Raw genomic sequence first — 19058 nt, forward strand, 5'->3', positions numbered from 1 at the left:
ATGAAATTACCATTTAAAGTTGATTTTAGTCATAAAGTTGTTGTGATTACAGGCGGGGCAGGTATCATAGGAAGCGAGATGTCTCGAGCTTTAGCTAAAAGTGGTGCTAAAGTTGCGATTGTTAGTCTGAATACTAAAGCAGAAAAACTTGTTGAAGAAATTCGATCAAGTGGTGGTGTAGTAGAAGTGTTTTTAGGTGACGTTACAGATAAAGCCAGTATGGAAAATATTCAAAAAGAAATACATGATGTTTTTGGGACAGTTGATATATTGATTAATGGTGCTGGAGGTAATGCTCCTGGAGGCACAACGGATGAGGAACGTTATGAGCCGAATGGCAAAAGTCAGTCTAAAACATTTTTTGACCTTGATGAAAAAGATGTAGGATTTGTTTTTGATTTGAACTTTTTAGGTACATTTATCCCGTCGCAAGTTTTTGCTAAGGATATGGTAGACAAAGAAGAAGCGACAATTATTAATATTTCATCTATGAACGCGTTTAAACCTCTTACAAAAATTCCTGCGTATAGTGGGGCAAAATCAGCTGTTAGCAATTTCACAGAATGGCTAAGTGTATATTTCTCAAAAACAAACATTCGGGTAAATGCCATCGCTCCAGGTTTTTTATTAACGAGTCAAAATGAAGCCTTACTGTTAGATAAAAATGGCGATTATACTGAACGTTCCCAAAAAATCTTAGCTGCAACACCGATGGGAAGATTTGGTGAGCCCTATGAACTGATTGGTGCATTACTCTTTTTAGCCTATGCCCCTGCTTCAAGCTTTGTAAATGGGATAGTTTTACCTATTGATGGCGGATTTAATGCATATTCAGGTGTATAAACAAAAGGGAGGTATTTTATTATGTTATATCCAATTGTAACGGAGACGAGGCAAGTCATCGATTTAACAGGAATCTGGAAATTTAAATTAGCTACTGCAAATGAGGACATAGATATTAAACAACCACTCGATACAGATAAAGTAATGGCGGTTCCAGGGTCTTACAACGATCAAGGCATTGTCCAAGAAATCAGGCATCATGTTGGAGATGTTTGGTATGAACGCGATTTTACAATCCCAAAGCATTTAAAAGATGAACGTATTGTATTGCGATTTGGCTCAGCGACGCATCATGCAGATGTATATTTAGACGGTGAATATGTTACGCAACATACAGGAGGGTTTCTGCCATTTGAAGTGGATATTAGCGATATAGCATCGGTTGGACAGCATCGCTTAACCGTTAAAGTAAATAATATTTTAACGCATAAGACTTTACCGGTAGGGAATTATTCAGAAATCGAAAATGACGAAGGTGTAATAAAAAAAGTAAATACGCCTAACTTTGATTTCTTTAACTATGCTGGCTTGCATCGTCCAGTGAAAATTTATTCAACACCTAAAACGTATATTGAAGACATTGTTATTGTTCCTCATGTTGAAAGTGCAAATGAGAGTACAGTGCATTATGATGTGAAAGTAGCAAGTAATGACGATAAAATAGACGAAGTTAACGTTGTAATTATTGACGAAGCACAAAACGTTTGTGGTAGACAGAATCAATTATCAGGTGATATTCACCTTACTGACGTCCACTTGTGGCAACCGCTAAAATCATATCTTTACCGCCTTAAAGTGGAACTTTACCAAAATGGTGAATTGATAGATACGTATACTGAACGTTTTGGTATACGGTCAATTGAAGTTAAAGATGGGCAATTTTTAATCAATAATCAGCCTTTCTACTTTAAAGGTTTTGGTAAACATGAAGATACTTATTATCATGGTCGAGGGTTGAATGAAGTAGCGAATGTTATGGATATCGAATTGATGAAGTGGCTAGGTGCAAACTCATTTAGAACTTCTCATTATCCTTATTCAGAAGAAATGATGAGACTTGCAGATGAACAAGGTATTGTAGTGATTGATGAAACCACAGCCGTTGGACTTCATTTGAATTTCTTAGCAGCGCTAGGAGATGTCAAGGACCCTGTTGATACTTGGAAAGAGATTCAAACACAAGAAGCACATGAACAAGTCATTAGAGGATTGATTGAACGTGATAAAAACCATGCTTGCGTTGTCATGTGGTCTATTGCGAATGAACCAGAATCAAACCTTAAAGGTGCTAAAGCCTATTTCGAACCCTTTGTTGATTTAGCGCGTGAGTTAGACCCACAAAATAGACCGGTGACGATTGTCACAATTTTAATGGCGCAACCACATAATTGTGAAGTCCAAGACTTAGTAGATGTGTTATGTCTAAACCGATATTATGGATGGTATACACAAACAGGTGATTTAGATGCTGCCAAAAAAGCATTGCATCAAGAACTAGAAGCGTGGACAGAACGGCAACCAGGTAAGCCAATAATGTTCACTGAATATGGGGCGGATACATTGTCTGGATTCCATGCCATAGATGATCAATTATTTACTGAGGAATATCAAATTAAGTTTTATGAAGCCAACCATGAAGTCGTAGATCAATTTAAACATTTCATAGGAGAACAAGTTTGGAATTTTGCTGACTTTGAAACGAGTAATGGCATTATTCGTGTTAAAGGGAATAAAAAAGGCATTTTTACGAGAGAAAGAGCGCCGAAAGCAGTGGCACATTATTTCAGAAAAAGATGGCATGAAATCCCTGATTTTAATTACAAATCGTAAAAGATAAACGAGCTAGAAGAGGCTAGCTCGTTTATCTTTTTTTAATTTGTTGATTTATCTGTTTAATCATTTTTTTACTTGATTTATAGTTACATATCCATACGATAATGTATATCATTATAAAAATAATAGTAAATGAGAGCAATCCACCTAAACGAAATGGTAACCATCCAGCCAATGTAGCTAGAGGCACAAAACCGATATACGTAATAACGAAGTGGGTTAACGTCATCCGGGTTATACTCCAGTCTGTTTCTTCAAAGATGCGACTTGTTTGTCCAAATAAAACCCCTATAATTCCCCAAATAACGACCATCATGAGCATAACAATCGGTTCACTGAAATGAGTAAAATACCATTCGCCGATTGTTGAAGAGGGAGATAGGGGGTAATAGTGGCCTCTTCCAAAAATAGGGCTAAAAATAATGGACAAAGTTAAGCCCATTAAGATACCAAAGGAAAAGCTTTTTCTGATGTTTTTCATAGTTCTAATCGCTCCTTTATTGATTTTAAATAGCGTCGTGCAGAATACGTTTCATACGCATTTTGTAAATACATTTTAATAAGTCCATTGGGCTCGATAGATAGTTTGTGTAGTTTGTTGATATTGATAATTTCCGATTTTGATATGCGAATAAAATGAGAAGGAAGTACATCTTCTAGAGTATATAATCTTGATTTGATGACATATTGCGTATGTTGTGTCAATGCGACGACTTGTTTGTGCTCAGTCTTGATGCTTAAGATATCATCGACTTTAATAAATGAAATAGAATCATCGTGATAACCGCGAAGTTGTTCAATTTGGTCAATGTCTTCAATACATTGAATAATGGTTTTAATATTGTTTGTTAATGTTGGTGCTTCAATCGTTATGTTAGGTTCTGTTATGTTTTCATCGATATTAAGGCTCAGTTTCATTGCTGCAACTCCTTTCATCTTGATTAAATCATAAAAGTTTTAGCAATAGTGAAGAATTGACTAAACGGTTATATTTTTAAACTCAACGGAAGGAAGTGCGCTATAAAAGTTTTGTGTACCTATTGTAAACTTATATAATAAATAGGTTTACAATAATGCGTTTACGTTTTAAGATGTTGAGGTGGACGTATTTTATACATATAGGTGATCTCAATGAGAATATTTATAACGAGCACAAATACAGATGTAGGAAAAACGTATGTCATTACACGGTTGTGGCAACGTTTAAACCAAATGGGCGTCTCAGCTGTCATTTTTAAACCTTTTCAAACAGAGGAATTATCAGAAGGGGTGTATCCAGATTTGGAAGCCTATCGTACGTTATGTCATTTAGATTATAAGACGACGAGTCTGTATACGTTTAAAGCGCCAGTGTCACCACATTTGGCATTTAAACAAGAACCACATCAACGTTTTGATATGGATAAAGTGATGGCAAAGTTGACTTCACTTGAGGCACAATATGACATTGTGTTAATCGAAGGTGCTGGCGGTGTTGCTGTTCCCATTCACGTATCAGAAGAACACTTTTTTATGACGACGGATTTAATAAACGCGACGGCAGATGTCATTTTAAGTGTTGTACCAGCAAAGCTTGGTGCGATTAGTGATACGATTGTGCATCAATCGTTTCTCAAAACGCAGCAGTGTCCGTCGAATATTATTGTGATGAATCGTTATCAAGATACATCCATTGAACGTGATAACAGAACAACACTTGAGTCCTACTTACAACAACCCATTTTGACTTTTCCAGAACATGGAGAAGCAGAAGATTTCCCAGGACATATTTTGGAGCTTTTTAAGGAGGCAATGTCACATGAAACATCAAACACTTGTAGATAAAAATTTAGAATATGTATGGCATCCTTTTACGCAAATGGGCGTGTATCGCCAACATGATCCAATTATCATTGAAAAAGGTAAAGGAAGCTATTTGTATGATACGAAAGGTCGCCGTTATTTAGATGGCTATGCTTCTCTATGGGTTAATGTACATGGACATAACAATAAGCGCTTAAATAAAGCCATTGAGAAACAATTAAAGTCAATTTCCCATTCGACATTGTTGGGATCTTCTAACATTCCATCAATTTTGTTGGCTGAAAAATTAGTTGAAATTACGCCAGCGTCGTTGCGCAAAGTATTTTATTCAGATACCGGGAGTGCAGCGGTCGAAATAGCGATTAAAATGGCATATCAATATTGGAAAAATATTGACCCAGTGAAATATCGTAAAAAGAATAAATTTGTGACTTTGAAAAATGGTTATCATGGTGACACTATTGGCTCTGTGAGTGTAGGGGGAATCGAAACATTTCACCAGATTTTTAATGATTTGATTTTCGAAAATATTCAAGTTGCTTGTCCGTCATTTTATCATAGTCAGTATCTAACAGAAGAAGCGTTGCGTGATGCGGTGCTTTCACAAATTGAACACGTTTTGCGTACAAGAGCTGATGAAATTGTTGGTGTCGTGATGGAACCACTTGTTCAAGGTGCAACCGGTTTGTTTGTTCATCCTGAAGGTTTTTTAAAAGGGGTAGAGCAACTTTGTCGTAAATACAATGTACTTATGATTGTCGATGAAGTTGCGACAGGATTTGGTCGAACAGGGGCACTCTTTGCATGTGAGCATGAAAATGTTGAACCAGATATCATGTGTCTTGGAAAAGCGATTACAGGTGGTTATTTACCTTTAGCAGCGACGTTAACATCTCAACGCATTTATGAAGCGTTTTTAAGTGACCAACACGGGCTTAAAACGTTTTTCCATGGTCATACTTACACGGGGAACCAAGTCGTATGTGCGTTGGCACTAGAAAATATTCAAATGATAGAAGAGAACAAGCTCATCCGTCATATCCAAAAAACATCTAAAGTTTTAGACAAGCAATTACGTCAGTTAGCAACACATCCGCATGTTGGTAATGTGCGTGGAAGAGGCTTGATGTACGCGGTAGAACTTGTAGCTGATGCTGACAAGAAAATGCCTCTAGCGATTGCGACGGTTGAACGGATTATTTCGGAATGTAAACGACGTGGGCTAATGATACGCAATTTGGAAAATATTGTTACGTTCGTGCCCGTATTAAGTATGTCAAAACGTGAAATTAAAAAGATGACATCAATATTTGAAAATGTATTATTAGATGTTTTGGAGTGATTTAGGTGGCGTTTGAAGCGCAATTAGAAGCGTTGAAAACACGTGGACAATATCGTCATTTGAGGGAAGTCGAAACGGTGCTACAACAAAGGATATATAAGGATGGAAAAGAATGGCTTAACTTCACCTCAAATGATTATTTAGGGCTAGGACAGCGCCCTTTAGACGTTAATCAGTTACAAGCCTATGGTGAAAAGTACGCGTCACATTTAGCAAGTTCACGTTTAGTGAGTGGCAACTCTGCATTGTATACGAAGTTAGAACAGCAGATGGGGGAAGCATTGGGGTATGAAGCGGCGCTCATTATGGCCAGTGGCTATGATGCAAATTTAGCGGTATTTCAAATTTTTAAGCGACAAGACGTTGTCATATTTTCCGATGCATTGAATCATGCGAGCATTATAGATGGTATTCATCTGTCGCGTGTGAAAAAAGTCATTTTTCCACATCGGGATTACGACATGTTAAAAAAAGAAATGGCAAAATATCCGAATGCCACAAAAGTAATTGTGACAGACACGGTATTTTCTACCAATGGTCATTTGGTAAATTTAGATGCGATACGTCGTTTAAAGATGGAATTCGACAATACGATCATTGTAGTAGATGATTCACATGGCTTCGGATTAGGCTATGATATGAGTTATGATGACATAGATGTCGTGACGACGAGCTTATCTAAAGGATTAGGGGCACATGGCGGACTTATTTTATGTTCGAAAGTGATTAAAGATATGCTCGTTAATATGGCACGACCGCTTATTTATTCTAATTGTATGCCGACAATGAATTTGTATTTAATCGAGCAGCAGTTTGAAGCGTTGGAAGAAGCGCAGAATGAACGAGAACGTCTGCATCACAATATTCAAGAATTTAATCATTATTTCGGGAGTTCTTGTGGTGCGTCAACAGCGATTAAAGCAATAGAGGTTAAAAACAATAAGCAAGCGAACGACGTTTATGAAGCATTATTAACCGAAGGCATATGGGTAAGTTTATTCCGTTATCCGACAGTTGAAAAACCAACATTGCGGATGTCGCTATCTTCATGGCATAAAAGTAAAGATATTCAGAAACTGATACATATGCTTCAAAAAGGAGGCGTAGGCGGTGTATAGTGTTAAAATGCGTGCATCTCAGGATCATGAACATTTGAGTGGTGCTGAGACGATTTGTGAGGCAAGTGAAATTGAACATATGATTCAATCATATTTTCAAAAGGGGTTTCAACATGAAAATGGTCACGCAGACTTTTTAAATTTGAAAATTGAAAAGCTCACTTCGCCAGTAAAGCATGTGCATGCACTTCCAATTATGGAGCACCCACAGTTTAGCTTTGAAACATTAGCGGTAAAAACTGGAATATCTCAAATGGCGATAGCACAGGCATGGCAAATCATTAGAAATGAGACATGTTACCGAGGTGCGGTTATAGTTGATGCACAAACAGGTGAGCGATTAGACAATTTTGGTGTGCGAGGATGTCGTGTCACGCACTTTTGTTTTCAACAGCGCAGTGAAAAAAGCGTTTTAAATGCGCGTGTTCAAGATGCGTTGTCTATCGCTTCTATTATACAATCGAATGAAGGCGTACTTGGCGAGTTATGTGTCTCCGATGACTTAAACTATACGACTGGTTATTTTGCGAACCAAAAGGGGTATCACAGACTATTTGAGTTGAAAAAGAAAGGCTCTCGTGAAGGCGGTCGTGTTATTTTTGTGAATCATCAATTTAACATGGAAACATTTCTCTATTTTTGCCAACAACAACCGAAGCGCGTCATATATTAAAGGGGAGCGGGACAGAAATCAAATAGATTTCTGTCCCGCTCCCCTTTTTGAATTATAAGAAGAATGTTGTAAAGATATAGGCACTAATACCTGCAAGTAAACAATAAAGCAATGCGGGTCCTAATGTTTTTCTAATAACGCTACCTTCTTTACCTGCCATATTAACGACTGCACAAACGGCGACAACGTTGTGTACACAAATCATATTACCGGCAGCGGCACCAATGATTTGAGCGGCTAAAACGGTTGTCGTATTACCTTCGATTGCAGCTGCGATATTAGCTTGGACAGGTGCAAATGTTAGTGTCGACACCGTCGCACTTCCAGTAATAAATGAACCAAGTGCGCCTAGAAATGGTGCTACGAAGAGCCACATTTGTCCAAATGTAGCAGCCATACCATTGGCAATGTATTCAGGCATACTGATTAAGTCTTTCGTGTTGATGCCTGAGTTACTAAAGACATGAACCATTGCGAGTGTCGCAATTAAAGTGATACCTGTAATACGAATCGTTTTGATTGAATCTTTACATGCTTTCGTAAAGTGTTTAAATGATTTTCTTTGAATAATAATCGCAAAGAACGCAGCAACGACTAGAATTGTGCCAGGTGAGTATAAAACTTCCCAACTTGAAGAAATAGAATCATACCCTAAAATATTATTCCAAGATAAGTTGAAAACAGAAGTTGTAAATGCTTTTACTGGTTCTACAACACGAGTTAATAATAACAGCGCTACCACGATAAGATATGGTGACCACGCTGATAATAAACTCATTTGATGTGTTGTTTGTGGTTTAGATTCGTAAAGTTCAGATAAAGCATCTTTCCATTCATTTTTAGGAATGAGCCATCCTTTTTTAGCAGTAAGTACAGCAACGATAATTGTTGTTAACGAGCCTAAAATAGATACAAACTCTGGACCCGTGAATAATGCATAAACAAGTGCTGAAATCACGTATGTCGCCCCGATTAACAGTGTCCAAGGTAAGATTTCTATTATTGATTTTAGTTTATTCTCTTTTCCAAAGAAAACAATCATTGTCACAACAATAATCATCGGAATTAAAATACCACTTAATAAATCAAGCATCGTAATACGAATTGCTGTTTCAGAAAAAAGTGATGCATCTGCATCTTTTAATGTACTTAAACCAACAATTACAGGTGTACCAACCGCCCCGAAAGAAACAGCAACACTATCAGCGATAAGCGCTGTAGCGACACTTGTTAAAGGTTTAAAGCCTAATGCTACCATTAATGGTGCTGTAACCATTGCAGGTGTTCCGAATCCTGAAGCCCCTTCAATTAAAGATCCAAACAAAAATGCGACGATGATAACTTGCACACGCATATCACCTGACACATTTTGAAAGCCCGCATTAATGCGATCAACAGCTGATGTTTCCCTCAATGTATTTAATAACGTTAGTGCACCGAATAAAATTAAAATAATCGTTAATGTTTTATGTATCCCCTGTAGTATTGACGCAGCAATAACGCCACTTTCTATGCCCCATGCAAAAGTTCCTAGAATAATCACTACAATCGCACTAATCGTCATACCGACTAACGCTGACATACGTAGTAAGACTAAACAAATAAATGGAACAATTACCGCACTTAATGCAACGAGCATTAACATGGTTTCCACCTCAAATTCCCGTATTTTATAAACTAACATCCAAAGACATCTGATGAGCAGATGATATTGATATGGAAATTGTAAGCGTTTATCTCAATTTATTCAACCTTACATTTAAAGTTTTTGTAATTAAACGAAACGATTTCACAAAAAATTATTATTTGAACCTAAAGAGGAATTTTACAATCTTCAAAATAGAAATTTTCTGCAAAATGAAAAGGTTTTATTGAAGGAGTGTATTGTGCATTTGTCACATGCCACAAACGCTATTTTATGTACGTATTAATCTTGATTTGAATAAAAAACGGCTAAAGCGGCTTTAATACTTATGAATACTTTTAAAAACATCAACAAACTTCTCAGTCAAAGTTACAAATTTAAAAAATTTTAGAATTAGTAATTGAGATGGCTTGTATAAAAAAATTAGCAAAACATGGGATAACAAGTGATATGAATAAGCAGTCTGCTTTATACATTGAAAATAAAAATACGTTATTTAGGCATATTCGAGAAACTTTTAACGATTGAGTATCCAAATAAAAAGATTCGACCAATAAGTTGTTTTTTCATACAAACTTTAATTCTAAATACTGTAAATAGTGGAACTAGATTTTTAATGAATAAATATTGAACAAAACTTTAGATGAGTGTATTATGTAAAAGTGTATTTAGAAATTCAATGCATGGGAGAATTTTTCAAGAGAAAAAGAGGTTTAAAATTTTTCCCGAATAAATTAACGGGAGTTTTGTAATGCCAAGAAAATTAAGGGAATTTAAAAGAAGTTTTGGTCAAGAAAAAGCAAGAGTCAAATTGTACAAATCCGGTAAAAATTGGGTGAAAGCAGGGATTAAAGAATTTCAATTACTCCGTCTAATGGGGCTACCTTTCTTAACGGATAAAGTAGAAAAAACTGAAGAAGGACCTCAAAATATCGGAGGTTTTATTAAACGAAATGCCCTCAAAACAACTGCCATAACAGGTGGAATGTTTACCGTTAATATGTTACATGATCAACAAGCTTTTGCTGCTTCTGAAGCACCTGTAGCCTCTGAGTTAACTGCTCAAAGTCAAACAGTTGGTGACCAAACTTCTGTTGCCATCGAACAATCGCAATCGTCAACAGAAAGCCAATCGACACTTTCCTCTACAAGTGAGGCATCAACATCATCAGTAGATGAAGGTAGCACGTCTACTGATAGTCAGACATCAACGTCATCAGAGCGTCAAAGTACTTCCGCACATGATAGTGAAACATCAACGGAAAGTCAAAGTACGTCAACGAAAGAAAGTACAAGCGAGCAATCATCGAGCACCAGCACAGCTTCAGATAGTAAATCAACAAGCGTAAGTCAAAGTGGTTCTACATCTGAAAAAAGTACCACGTTGAGTCAATCAAGTTCTACAACAGAATCAACATCAACATCGCTATCTTTATCTTCATCAGATAGCACAACTCAAAGCACTGCACCTACAAAATTACGTTCATTGAGTTTAAGAGCTGCACCAACAACATTTGCAACAGCAGCGGCAACGGCTCCAGTGACGCAAACGTATACTGGTGTGGGGACAGATACATTGTATAAGCATACGATTTATTACAAATTAATTGTTACAAGTGATGGCACATCATTAAAATTTACGTATTTTGTTTCATATGACAATCCTAACACAGCAACTGTTGAAGCACCGTCTACATTAAATACACGAGCAACGATAAAGAGTGCCAATGATACTTTGTTTACCATGCTCACTCTAGGTAATGGCTATGGTCAACCTTCGTCGGTAACACAATCTATTACACAGCCAGGTTATTCGACTAATCCAGAACCTCAAGTTAGGCCAAGTGCAATTGACACACCAATAAGAAATACTGCTACTGGATATTATTGGGAAGGAGATGGGCGTACATTAAATAGTCTTTATGCCCGTAAAGGAAGTGCGCTGATGTCTACTTTTACAGTGCCAATTACTAATCCTAACGGTAATTTAAACTGGACTTTTTCACCATTCGCGAGTCAAAGCGGAAATAACGCATATTACCCTAACTATTTCCAAGATACCATTAGAGGTAATGAACCTATAACAAGTACATCAATTAGTAATTCAGCGAGTGCATCGACAAGTACGTCGTTGAGCAACTCGATAAGAGCTTCTCAAAGTGCTTCATTGAGCAATTCGTTAAGTGCTTCAACGAGTGCATCAATTAGTGCTTCTTTAAGTAACTCATTGAGTGCATCCATGAGCACGTCGATCAGCAACTCGATAAGAGCTTCTCAAAGTGCTTCATTGAGCAATTCGTTAAGTGCTTCAATCAGTACATCACTCAGTAACTCATTAAGCGCTTCAACGAGCACGTCATTAAGAAATTCAATGAGTGAATCAGCAAGTACGTCGTTGAGAAATTCAATAAGTGCGTCGGAGAGCACATCGTTACGTAATTCAGTAAGTGCGTCAGAGAGCACATCGTTAAGTAATTCAGTAAGTGCGTCAGAGAGCACGTCATTAAGTAATTCAGTAAGTGCATCGGCAAGTACGTCATTAAGTAATTCAGCGAGTGAATCAGCAAGCACGTCATTAAGTAATTCAGTAAGTGAGTCGGCAAGTACGTCGTTAAGTAATTCAGTAAGTGAGTCGGAGAGCACGTCGTTGAGTAATTCAGTAAGTGCGTCAGAGAGCACGTCGTTGAGTAATTCAGTAAGTGCGTCAGAGAGCACGTCGTTGAGTAATTCAGTAAGTGCATCGGCAAGCACGTCATTAAGTAATTCAGTAAGTGCGTCAGCAAGCACATCGGTTTCTGAATCGACATCGGCTTCGTCATCCGAAAGTGCAAGTACATCGATTTCATTGAGCGAATCGAACAGCGCGTCACTAAGCGACTCAGAATCAACGAGTGTCTCAATTTCTGCATCAGAATCAGTTTCAAACTCAGCAAGTGAAAGTGCGTCAATATCAGAATCTGAGTCAACAAGCATTTCTGAGAGTACATCATTAAGTGGTTCAGAGTCAGAGAGTACAAGCGCATCGACATCAGAATCAGAAAGTGTAAGCATGTCAACTTCGTTGAGTACATCAGTGTCAGAAAGTGCGTCGTCAAGTACTTCAGAATCAGAATCAATCAGCGCGTCAACATCGTTAAGTAATTCTGTAAGCGCATCAGTTTCTGAATCGACATCGGTTTCAGAAAGTACAAGTGCATCAACGTCAGTATCTGAGTCAACAAGTGCTTCAGCTTCGTTAAGCGTTTCAGAGTCAGCAAGTATATCCGAAAGTGGATCGATGAGTGATTCAATTAGCGAAAGCACATCGGTTTCTGAATCGACATCGGCTTCGTCATCCGAAAGTGCAAGTACATCGATTTCATTGAGTGAATCGAACAGCGCGTCACTAAGCGATTCAGAATCAACGAGTGTCTCAATTTCTGCATCAGAATCAGTTTCAAACTCAGCAAGTGAGAGTGCGTCAATATCAGAATCTGAGTCAACAAGCACATCAATTTCATTAAGTGGTTCGGAATCAGCAAGTAATTCTGAGAGCACATCATTAAGCGATTCGATTAGTACATCAACATCAGCAAGCGAATCAGAGTCTGTTTCAAACTCAGAAAGCGTAAGTTCATCAGCATCAGAGTCAGTAAGTGCATCAGCAAGTACATCTGAGAGCGCATCAACGTCAGTATCTGAGTCAACAAGCACATCGATTTCATTGAGCGAATCGAACAGTGCATCAACGTCTGTTTCAGCATCCGAAAGTATAAGTACATCAACATCAACTAGTGAATCGGAATCTGTTTCAAGCTCAGCAAGCGAAAGTGCATCAGCATCAGAGTCAGTAAGTGCTTCAGCAAGTACATCTGAGAGCGCTTCAGCATCAGCATCTGAAAGTATTTCATTGAGTAATTCAGAAAGCGTATCTACTTCAGAATCAACGAGCGCATCGACATCAGAATCAGAAAGTGTAAGCATGTCAACTTCGTTGAGTACATCAGTATCAGAATCGACATCAATATCCGAGTCAACAAGCACATCGATTTCATTGAGCGAATCGAACAGTGCATCAACGTCTGTTTCAGCATCCGAAAGTATAAGTACATCAACATCAGCAAGCGAATCAGAGTCTGTTTCAAACTCAGCAAGTGAAAGTGTATCAGCATCAGAGTCAGCAAGTGCATCAGCAAGTACATCTGAGAGCGTATCAGTATCAGAGAGTGCTTCAGCATCAGCATCTGAAAGTATTTCATTGAGTAATTCAGAAAGCGTATCAACTTCTGAATCGACAAGCGCATCACTAAGCAATTCAGCTTCAATAAGTACATCAACGTCTGATAGTACAAGTACTTCAATCTCATTAAGTGAATCGATTAGTACATCAACATCAGCTAGCGAGTCGGAATCAGTTTCAAGCTCAGCAAGCGAAAGTACATCAACATCAGAATCTGAGTCGACAAGTGCGTCAGCTTCGTTAAGTGCTTCAGAGTCAGAGAGTGCAAGCGCATCGGCATCAGCATCCGAAAGCGTATCAACTTCTGAATCGACAAGTGCGTCACTAAGCAATTCAGCTTCAATGAGTACATCAACGTCTGAAAGTACAAGTACTTCAATCTCATTAAGCGATTCGATAAGTACGTCAACATCAGTTAGCGAATCAGAATCAGTTTCAAGCTCAACAAGCGCATCAGAATCAGTTTCACTAAGTGATTCAGAATCAATAAGTGCATCTAACTCTGCATCGACGTCAACGTCAGAGTCAGTAAGTGCATCAGCAAGTACATCTGAGAGCACATCAGTATCAGAGAGTGCATCAACATCAGAATCAGAAAGTATTTCATTGAGTAATTCAGTAAGTGAATCAACGTCAGAATCTGAGTCAACAAGCACTTCAATTTCGTTAAGCGGTTCAGAGTCAGAGAGTGCAAGCGCATCGACATCAGAATCAGAAAGTGTAAGCGTGTCAACTTCGTTGAGTACTTCAGAGTCAGAATCAATAAGTGAATCAACATCATTAAGTAATTCAGAAAGCGAGTCGGAATCAGTTTCAAACTCAACAAGCGAAAGTGCATCAACATCAGTATCTGAGTCAATTAGCGAGTCAACATCAGTTTCTGAAAGTACAAGTACTTCAATCTCATTAAGTGAATCGATTAGTACATCAACATCAGAATCTGAGTCAACAAGCGCTTCAATTTCGTTAAGCGGTTCAGAGTCAGAGAGTGCATCAGTATCGGAATCGACAAGCGTATCAGAGAGTAGTTCGACAAGCACATCGTTAAGTGGTTCGATCAGTACTTCAGAATCAATAAGCACATCAACTTCTGAATCAACATCAATATCCGAGTCAACAAGTACATCGATTTCATTGAGCGAATCGAACAGTACATCGACGTCTGTATCAGAAAGTGCAAGCACATCAGCAAGCGAAAGTGCGTCTATATCAGAATCTGAGTCAACAAGCATTTCTGAGAGTACATCATTAAGTGGTTCAGAGTCAGAGAGTGCAAGCGTATCGACGTCTATTTCAGCATCAGAAAGTGTATCAACTTCTGAATCGACAAGTGTGTCACTAAGCAATTCAGCTTCAATGAGTACATCAACGTCTGAAAGTACAAGTACTTCAATCTCATTAAGCGAATCGACAAGTACGTCAACATCAGCTAGCGAATCAGAATCAGTTTCAAGCTCAGCAAGCACATCAACATCTGAATCAGCAAGTACATCTGAGAGCACATCAGTATCAGAGAGTGCATCAACATCAGTATCTGAGTCGACAAGTGCGTCAGCTTCGTTAAGTGCTTCAGAGTCAGAGAGTGCAAGCGTATCGACATCTATTTCAACATCAGAAAGTGAGAGCATGTCAACTTCGTTGAGTACATCAGTGTCAGAGTCAATTAGCGAGTCAACATCGTTAAGTAATTCTGTAAGCACATCAGTTTCTGAATCGACATCGGTTTCTGAAAGTACAAGTACTTCAACATCAGCAAGCGAATCGGAATCTGTTTCAAACTCAGCAAGTGAAAGTGCGTCAACATCAGTATCTGAGTCGACAAGCACATCAATTTCATTAAGTGGTTCGGAATCAGCAAGCATTTCTGAGAGCACATCATTAAGTGGTTCGATTAGTACATCAACATCAGCAAGCGAATCAGAATCTGTTTCAAATTCAGCAAGCGAAAGTGCATCAGCATCAGAGTCAGTAAGTGCTTCAGCAAGTACATCTGAGAGCGCTTCAGCATCAGCATCTGAAAGTATTTCATTGAGTAATTCAGAAAGCGTATCTACTTCAGAATCAACGAGCGCATCAACATCAGCTAGCGAGTCAGAATCAGTTTCAAACTCAGCAAGCGAAAGTGCATCAACATCAGAATCTGAGTCGACAAGTGCGTCAGCTTCGTTGAGTACATCATTATCAGAATCGACATCAGTTTCTGAAAGTACAAGTGCATCAACATCAGAATCAGCAAGTAATTCTGAGAGCACATCATTAAGTGAATCGATTAGTACATCAACATCATTTAGCGAATCAGAGTCTGTTTCAAACTCAACAAGCGAAAGTACATCAACTTCAGAATCTGAGTCAACAAGCACATCAATTTCACTAAGTGGGTCAGAGTCAGTAAGCACAAGCGCATCGGCATCAGCATCAGAAAGCGTATCAACTTCTGAATCGACAAGTGCGTCACTAAGCACTTCAGCTTCAATGAGTACATCAACATCAGTTAGCGAATCGGAATCTGTTTCAAATTCAGCAAGCGCATCGACATCAGCATCAGAATCAATCAGCGAGTCAACATCGTTAAGTAATTCTGTAAGCGCATCCGAAAGCGCATCAGTTTCTGAATCGACATCGGTTTCAGAAAGTACAAGTGCATCAACATCAGCTAGCGAATCAGAATCAGTTTCAAACTCAACAAGCGAAAGTGCATCAGTATCAGAGAGTGCTTCAGGATCAGCATCTGAAAGTATTTCATTGAGTAATTCAGAAAGCGTATCTACTTCAGAATCAACGAGCGCATCAACATCAGCTAGCGAGTCAGAATCAGTTTCAAACTCAGTAAGCGAAAGTACATCAACATCAGTATCTAAGTCGACAAGCGCTTCAATTTCATTAAGTAGTTCAGAGTCAGAGAGTGCAAGCGTATCGACGTCTATTTCAGCATCAGAAAGTGTAAGCATGTCAACTTCGTTGAGTACATCAGTTTCTGAAAGTACAAGTACTTCAATCTCATTAAGTGAATCGATTAGTACATCAACATCAGAATCTGAGTCGACAAGCACATCAATTTCACTAAGTGGGTCAGAGTCAGTAAGTACAAGCGCATCGGCATCAGCATCCGAAAGCGTATCAACTTCTGAGTCGACAAGTGCGTCACTAAGCACTTCAGCTTCAATGAGTACATCAGTGTCAGAAAGTACTTCAGAGTCAATCAGCGAGTCAGCATCGTTGAGTGATTCTGTAAGCGCATCAGAATCAGTTTCACTAAGTGATTCAGAATCAATAAGTGCATCTAACTCTGCATCGACGTCAACGTCAGAGTCAGTAAGTGCATCAGCAAGTACATCTGAGAGCACATCAGTATCAGAGAGTGCATCAACATCAGAATCAGAAAGTATTTCATTGAGTAATTCAGTAAGTGAATCAACGTCAGAATCTGAGTCAACAAGTGCTTCAATCTCATTAAGCGATTCGATAAGTACGTCAACATCAGCAAGCGAATCAGAGTCTGTTTCAAACTCAGCAAGCGAAAGTGCGTCTATATCAGAATCTGAGTCAACAAGCATTTCTGAGAGTACATCATTAAGTGGTTCAGAGTCAGAGAGTGCAAGCGTATCGACGTCTATTTCAGCATCAGAAAGTGTATCAACTTCTGAATCGACAAGTGCGTCACTAAGCACTTCAGCTTCAATGAGTACATCAACGTCTGAAAGTACAAGTACTTCAATCTCATTAAGTGATTCGATAAGTACGTCAACATCAGCTAGCGAGTCGGAATCAGTTTCAAGCTCAGCAAGCGAAAGTGCGTCAATATCACAATCTGAGTCAACAAGTACTTCTGAGAGCACATCATTAAGTGGTTCAGAGTCAGTGAGCACAAGCACATCGACATCAGAATCAGAAAGTGTAAGCACGTCAACTTCGTTGAGTACATCAGTGTCAGAGTCAATTAGCGAGTCAACATCGGTTTCTGAAAGTACAAGTACTTCAATCTCATTAAGTGAATCGATTAGTACATCAACATCAGTTAGTGAATCAGAGTCTGTTTCAAACTCAACAAGCGAAAGTGTGTCAATATCAGAATCTGAGTCAACAAGCATTTCTGAGAGCACATCATTAAGTGGTTCAGAGTCAGAGAGTGCAAGTGCATCGACATCAGCATCTGAAAGTATTTCATTGAGTAATTCAGAAAGCGTATCAACTTCTGAATCGATAAGCGCATCACTAAGCAACTCAGCTTCAATGAGTACATCAACGTCTGAAAGTACAAGTACTTCAATCTCATTAAGTGATTCGATTAGTACTTCAAACTCAACAAGCACATCACTAAGCAACTCAGAATCAATGAGTACGTCAACATCGGTTTCTGAAAGTATAAGTACATCAGCATCTGAGTCAATTTCATTAAGTGGTTCAGAGTCAACAAGTACATCAATTTCATTGAGCGGATCGAACAGCGAATCGACAAGTACTTCAGTGTCGGAATCAATCAGTGAGTCAACTTCGTTGAGTATATCTACAAGCGAAAGTGCATCAACTTCGTTAAGTGGTTCGGAATCAGAAAGTGCATCATTATCAGAATCGGCAAGCGTATCAGAGAGCAGTTCGACAAGTACGTCTTTAAGTGATTCGACTAGTACTTCAAACTCAATAAGCACGTCACTAAGCGATTCAGAATCAACGAGTGTATCAATCTCTGGATCAGCGTCATTAAGTGAGAGCACGTCAACATCGGTTTCTGAAAGTATAAGTACATCGATTTCATTGAGTGAATCAGTGAGCACATCGATTTCAGCCTCTGACTCAACAAGTGCTTCAGATTCGTTAAGTGGTTCAGAGTCAGCAAGTACATCTGAGAGCACATCATTAAGTGAATCGATTAGTACATCAACATCAGCAAGCGAGTCGGAATCAGTTTCAAACTCAGCAAGCGAAAGTACATCAACATCAGAATCTGAGTCAACAAGTGCTTCGATTTCATTAAGCGATTCAATCAGTACGTCATTGAGTACTTCTTTGAGCGACTCAACATCAGAATCGACATCGGTTTCAGAAAGTACAAGTACATCAACTTCTGAATCGACATCAATATCAGAGTCAACAAGCACATCGATTTCATTGAGCGAATCGAACAGTGCATCAACGTCTGTTTCAGCATCCGAAAGTATAAGTACATCAACATCAACTAGTGAATCGGAATCTGTTTCAAACTCAACAAGCGAAAGTGCATCAACATCAGTATCTGAATCGGCAAGTGCAAGCACGTCAACATCAGCATTGGATTCAGTAAGCACAAGTGCATCAACAAGTGGTTCAGAGTCATCAAGTGCAAGTGCGTCAACTTCAACAAGCACATCACTCACTACATCAGAATCACAAGCCCCATCATTTGGTAGTACATCAATTAATGATGGCGTTAAAGAAACATTATCTAAAGATGCGAAAACAACTGAAAAAGCACAGTTACCTGATACAGGGCAAGCAACACAAAACAATGGATTAGTTGGAGCGGTTGCAGCGATGTTAGCAGGACTTGGCTTATTCAAAAAATCAAAAAAAGATAAAAAGAAAGCAACAAAGTCTAACAAATAATA

Annotated in this window: 11 protein-coding genes and 2 pseudogenes; 9 read left to right on the forward strand and 4 right to left on the reverse strand. The window is 38.6% G+C overall.

The features are described from left to right. A complete protein-coding gene (locus LN051_RS00675; protein ID WP_229292718.1) occupies nt 1–843 on the forward strand; it encodes an SDR family oxidoreductase in 843 nt (280 codons plus the stop codon). A 21-nt stretch (nt 844–864) separates the two neighbouring features. Next, nucleotides 865–2673 carry a beta-glucuronidase gene (gene uidA, locus LN051_RS00680; protein ID WP_229292719.1) on the forward strand — a complete coding sequence of 603 codons (1809 nt, stop codon included), beginning with the start codon at nt 865–867 and terminating at the stop codon, nt 2671–2673. 31 nt (nt 2674–2704) lie between these two features. On the opposite strand, the gene LN051_RS00685 is transcribed toward uidA, so the two are convergent. Both LN051_RS00685 and LN051_RS00690 read right to left on the reverse strand, forming a co-directional pair. Then, entirely contained in the window at nt 2705–3157 is a 453-nt protein-coding gene (locus LN051_RS00685; RefSeq protein WP_229292720.1) for a DUF3021 domain-containing protein, read from the reverse strand. Further along, entirely contained in the window at nt 3154–3594 is a 441-nt protein-coding gene (locus tag LN051_RS00690; protein WP_229292721.1) for a LytTR family DNA-binding domain-containing protein, read from the reverse strand. The genes LN051_RS00685 and LN051_RS00690 overlap by 4 nt, the downstream gene beginning before the upstream one ends. A gap of 213 nt (nt 3595–3807) precedes the next feature. Here LN051_RS00690 and bioD point away from each other — a divergent pair, with 213 nt between their 5' ends. Genes bioD through LN051_RS00710 form a run of 4 tightly spaced genes read left to right on the forward strand, consistent with a single transcriptional unit; the run spans nt 3808 to nt 7612 of the window. Further along, nucleotides 3808–4500, forward strand: coding sequence for a dethiobiotin synthase (gene bioD / locus LN051_RS00695; RefSeq protein WP_229292722.1), 693 nt, complete (start codon nt 3808–3810; stop codon nt 4498–4500). After that, entirely contained in the window at nt 4475–5821 is a 1347-nt protein-coding gene (gene bioA, locus LN051_RS00700) for an adenosylmethionine--8-amino-7-oxononanoate transaminase (protein WP_229292723.1), read from the forward strand. Before bioD ends, bioA begins: the two co-directional genes overlap by 26 nt. A 5-nt stretch (nt 5822–5826) precedes the next feature. Beyond that, complete coding sequence (locus LN051_RS00705) at nt 5827–6939, forward strand: aminotransferase class I/II-fold pyridoxal phosphate-dependent enzyme (protein ID WP_229292724.1); 1113 nt, start codon at nt 5827–5829, stop codon at nt 6937–6939. Next, entirely contained in the window at nt 6932–7612 is a 681-nt protein-coding gene (locus tag LN051_RS00710) for a 6-carboxyhexanoate--CoA ligase (RefSeq protein ID WP_229292725.1), read from the forward strand. Before LN051_RS00705 ends, LN051_RS00710 begins: the two co-directional genes overlap by 8 nt. A 52-nt stretch (nt 7613–7664) precedes the next feature. Here the strand turns inward: LN051_RS00710 and LN051_RS00715 are convergent, their stop codons facing one another. Next, nucleotides 7665–9257 (reverse strand): L-lactate permease, encoded by a 1593-nt coding sequence (locus tag LN051_RS00715; protein WP_229292726.1) that lies wholly within the window; start codon nt 9255–9257, stop codon nt 7665–7667. 751 nt (nt 9258–10008) lie between these two features. Here LN051_RS00715 and LN051_RS11455 point away from each other — a divergent pair. Further along, nucleotides 10009–10146: pseudogene (locus tag LN051_RS11455) on the forward strand (KxYKxGKxW signal peptide domain-containing protein); the annotation flags it as partial. A gap of 707 nt (nt 10147–10853) precedes the next feature. Here the strand turns inward: LN051_RS11455 and LN051_RS11410 are convergent. Then, on the reverse strand, nt 10854–11003 hold the full coding sequence (locus LN051_RS11410; protein WP_250646360.1) for a hypothetical protein: 150 nt from the start codon (nt 11001–11003) through the stop codon (nt 10854–10856). Nucleotides 11004–11628: 625 nt separating this feature from the next. On the opposite strand from LN051_RS11410, the pseudogene LN051_RS11460 reads away from it, so the two are divergent. Both LN051_RS11460 and LN051_RS11550 read left to right on the forward strand, forming a co-directional pair. Next, nucleotides 11629–17667, forward strand: a pseudogene (locus tag LN051_RS11460) (hypothetical protein); the annotation flags it as partial. Nucleotides 17668–18741: 1074 nt separating this feature from the next. Further along, nucleotides 18742–19056: an LPXTG cell wall anchor domain-containing protein gene (locus LN051_RS11550; RefSeq protein ID WP_229293582.1), complete on the forward strand. Its 315-nt coding sequence runs from the start codon at nt 18742–18744 to the stop codon at nt 19054–19056. Nucleotides 19057–19058: the final 2 nt, after the last annotated feature.

It is taken from the genome of Staphylococcus ratti (assembly GCF_020883535.1).
GTDB classification, from domain to species: Bacteria; Bacillota; Bacilli; order Staphylococcales; family Staphylococcaceae; genus Staphylococcus; species Staphylococcus ratti.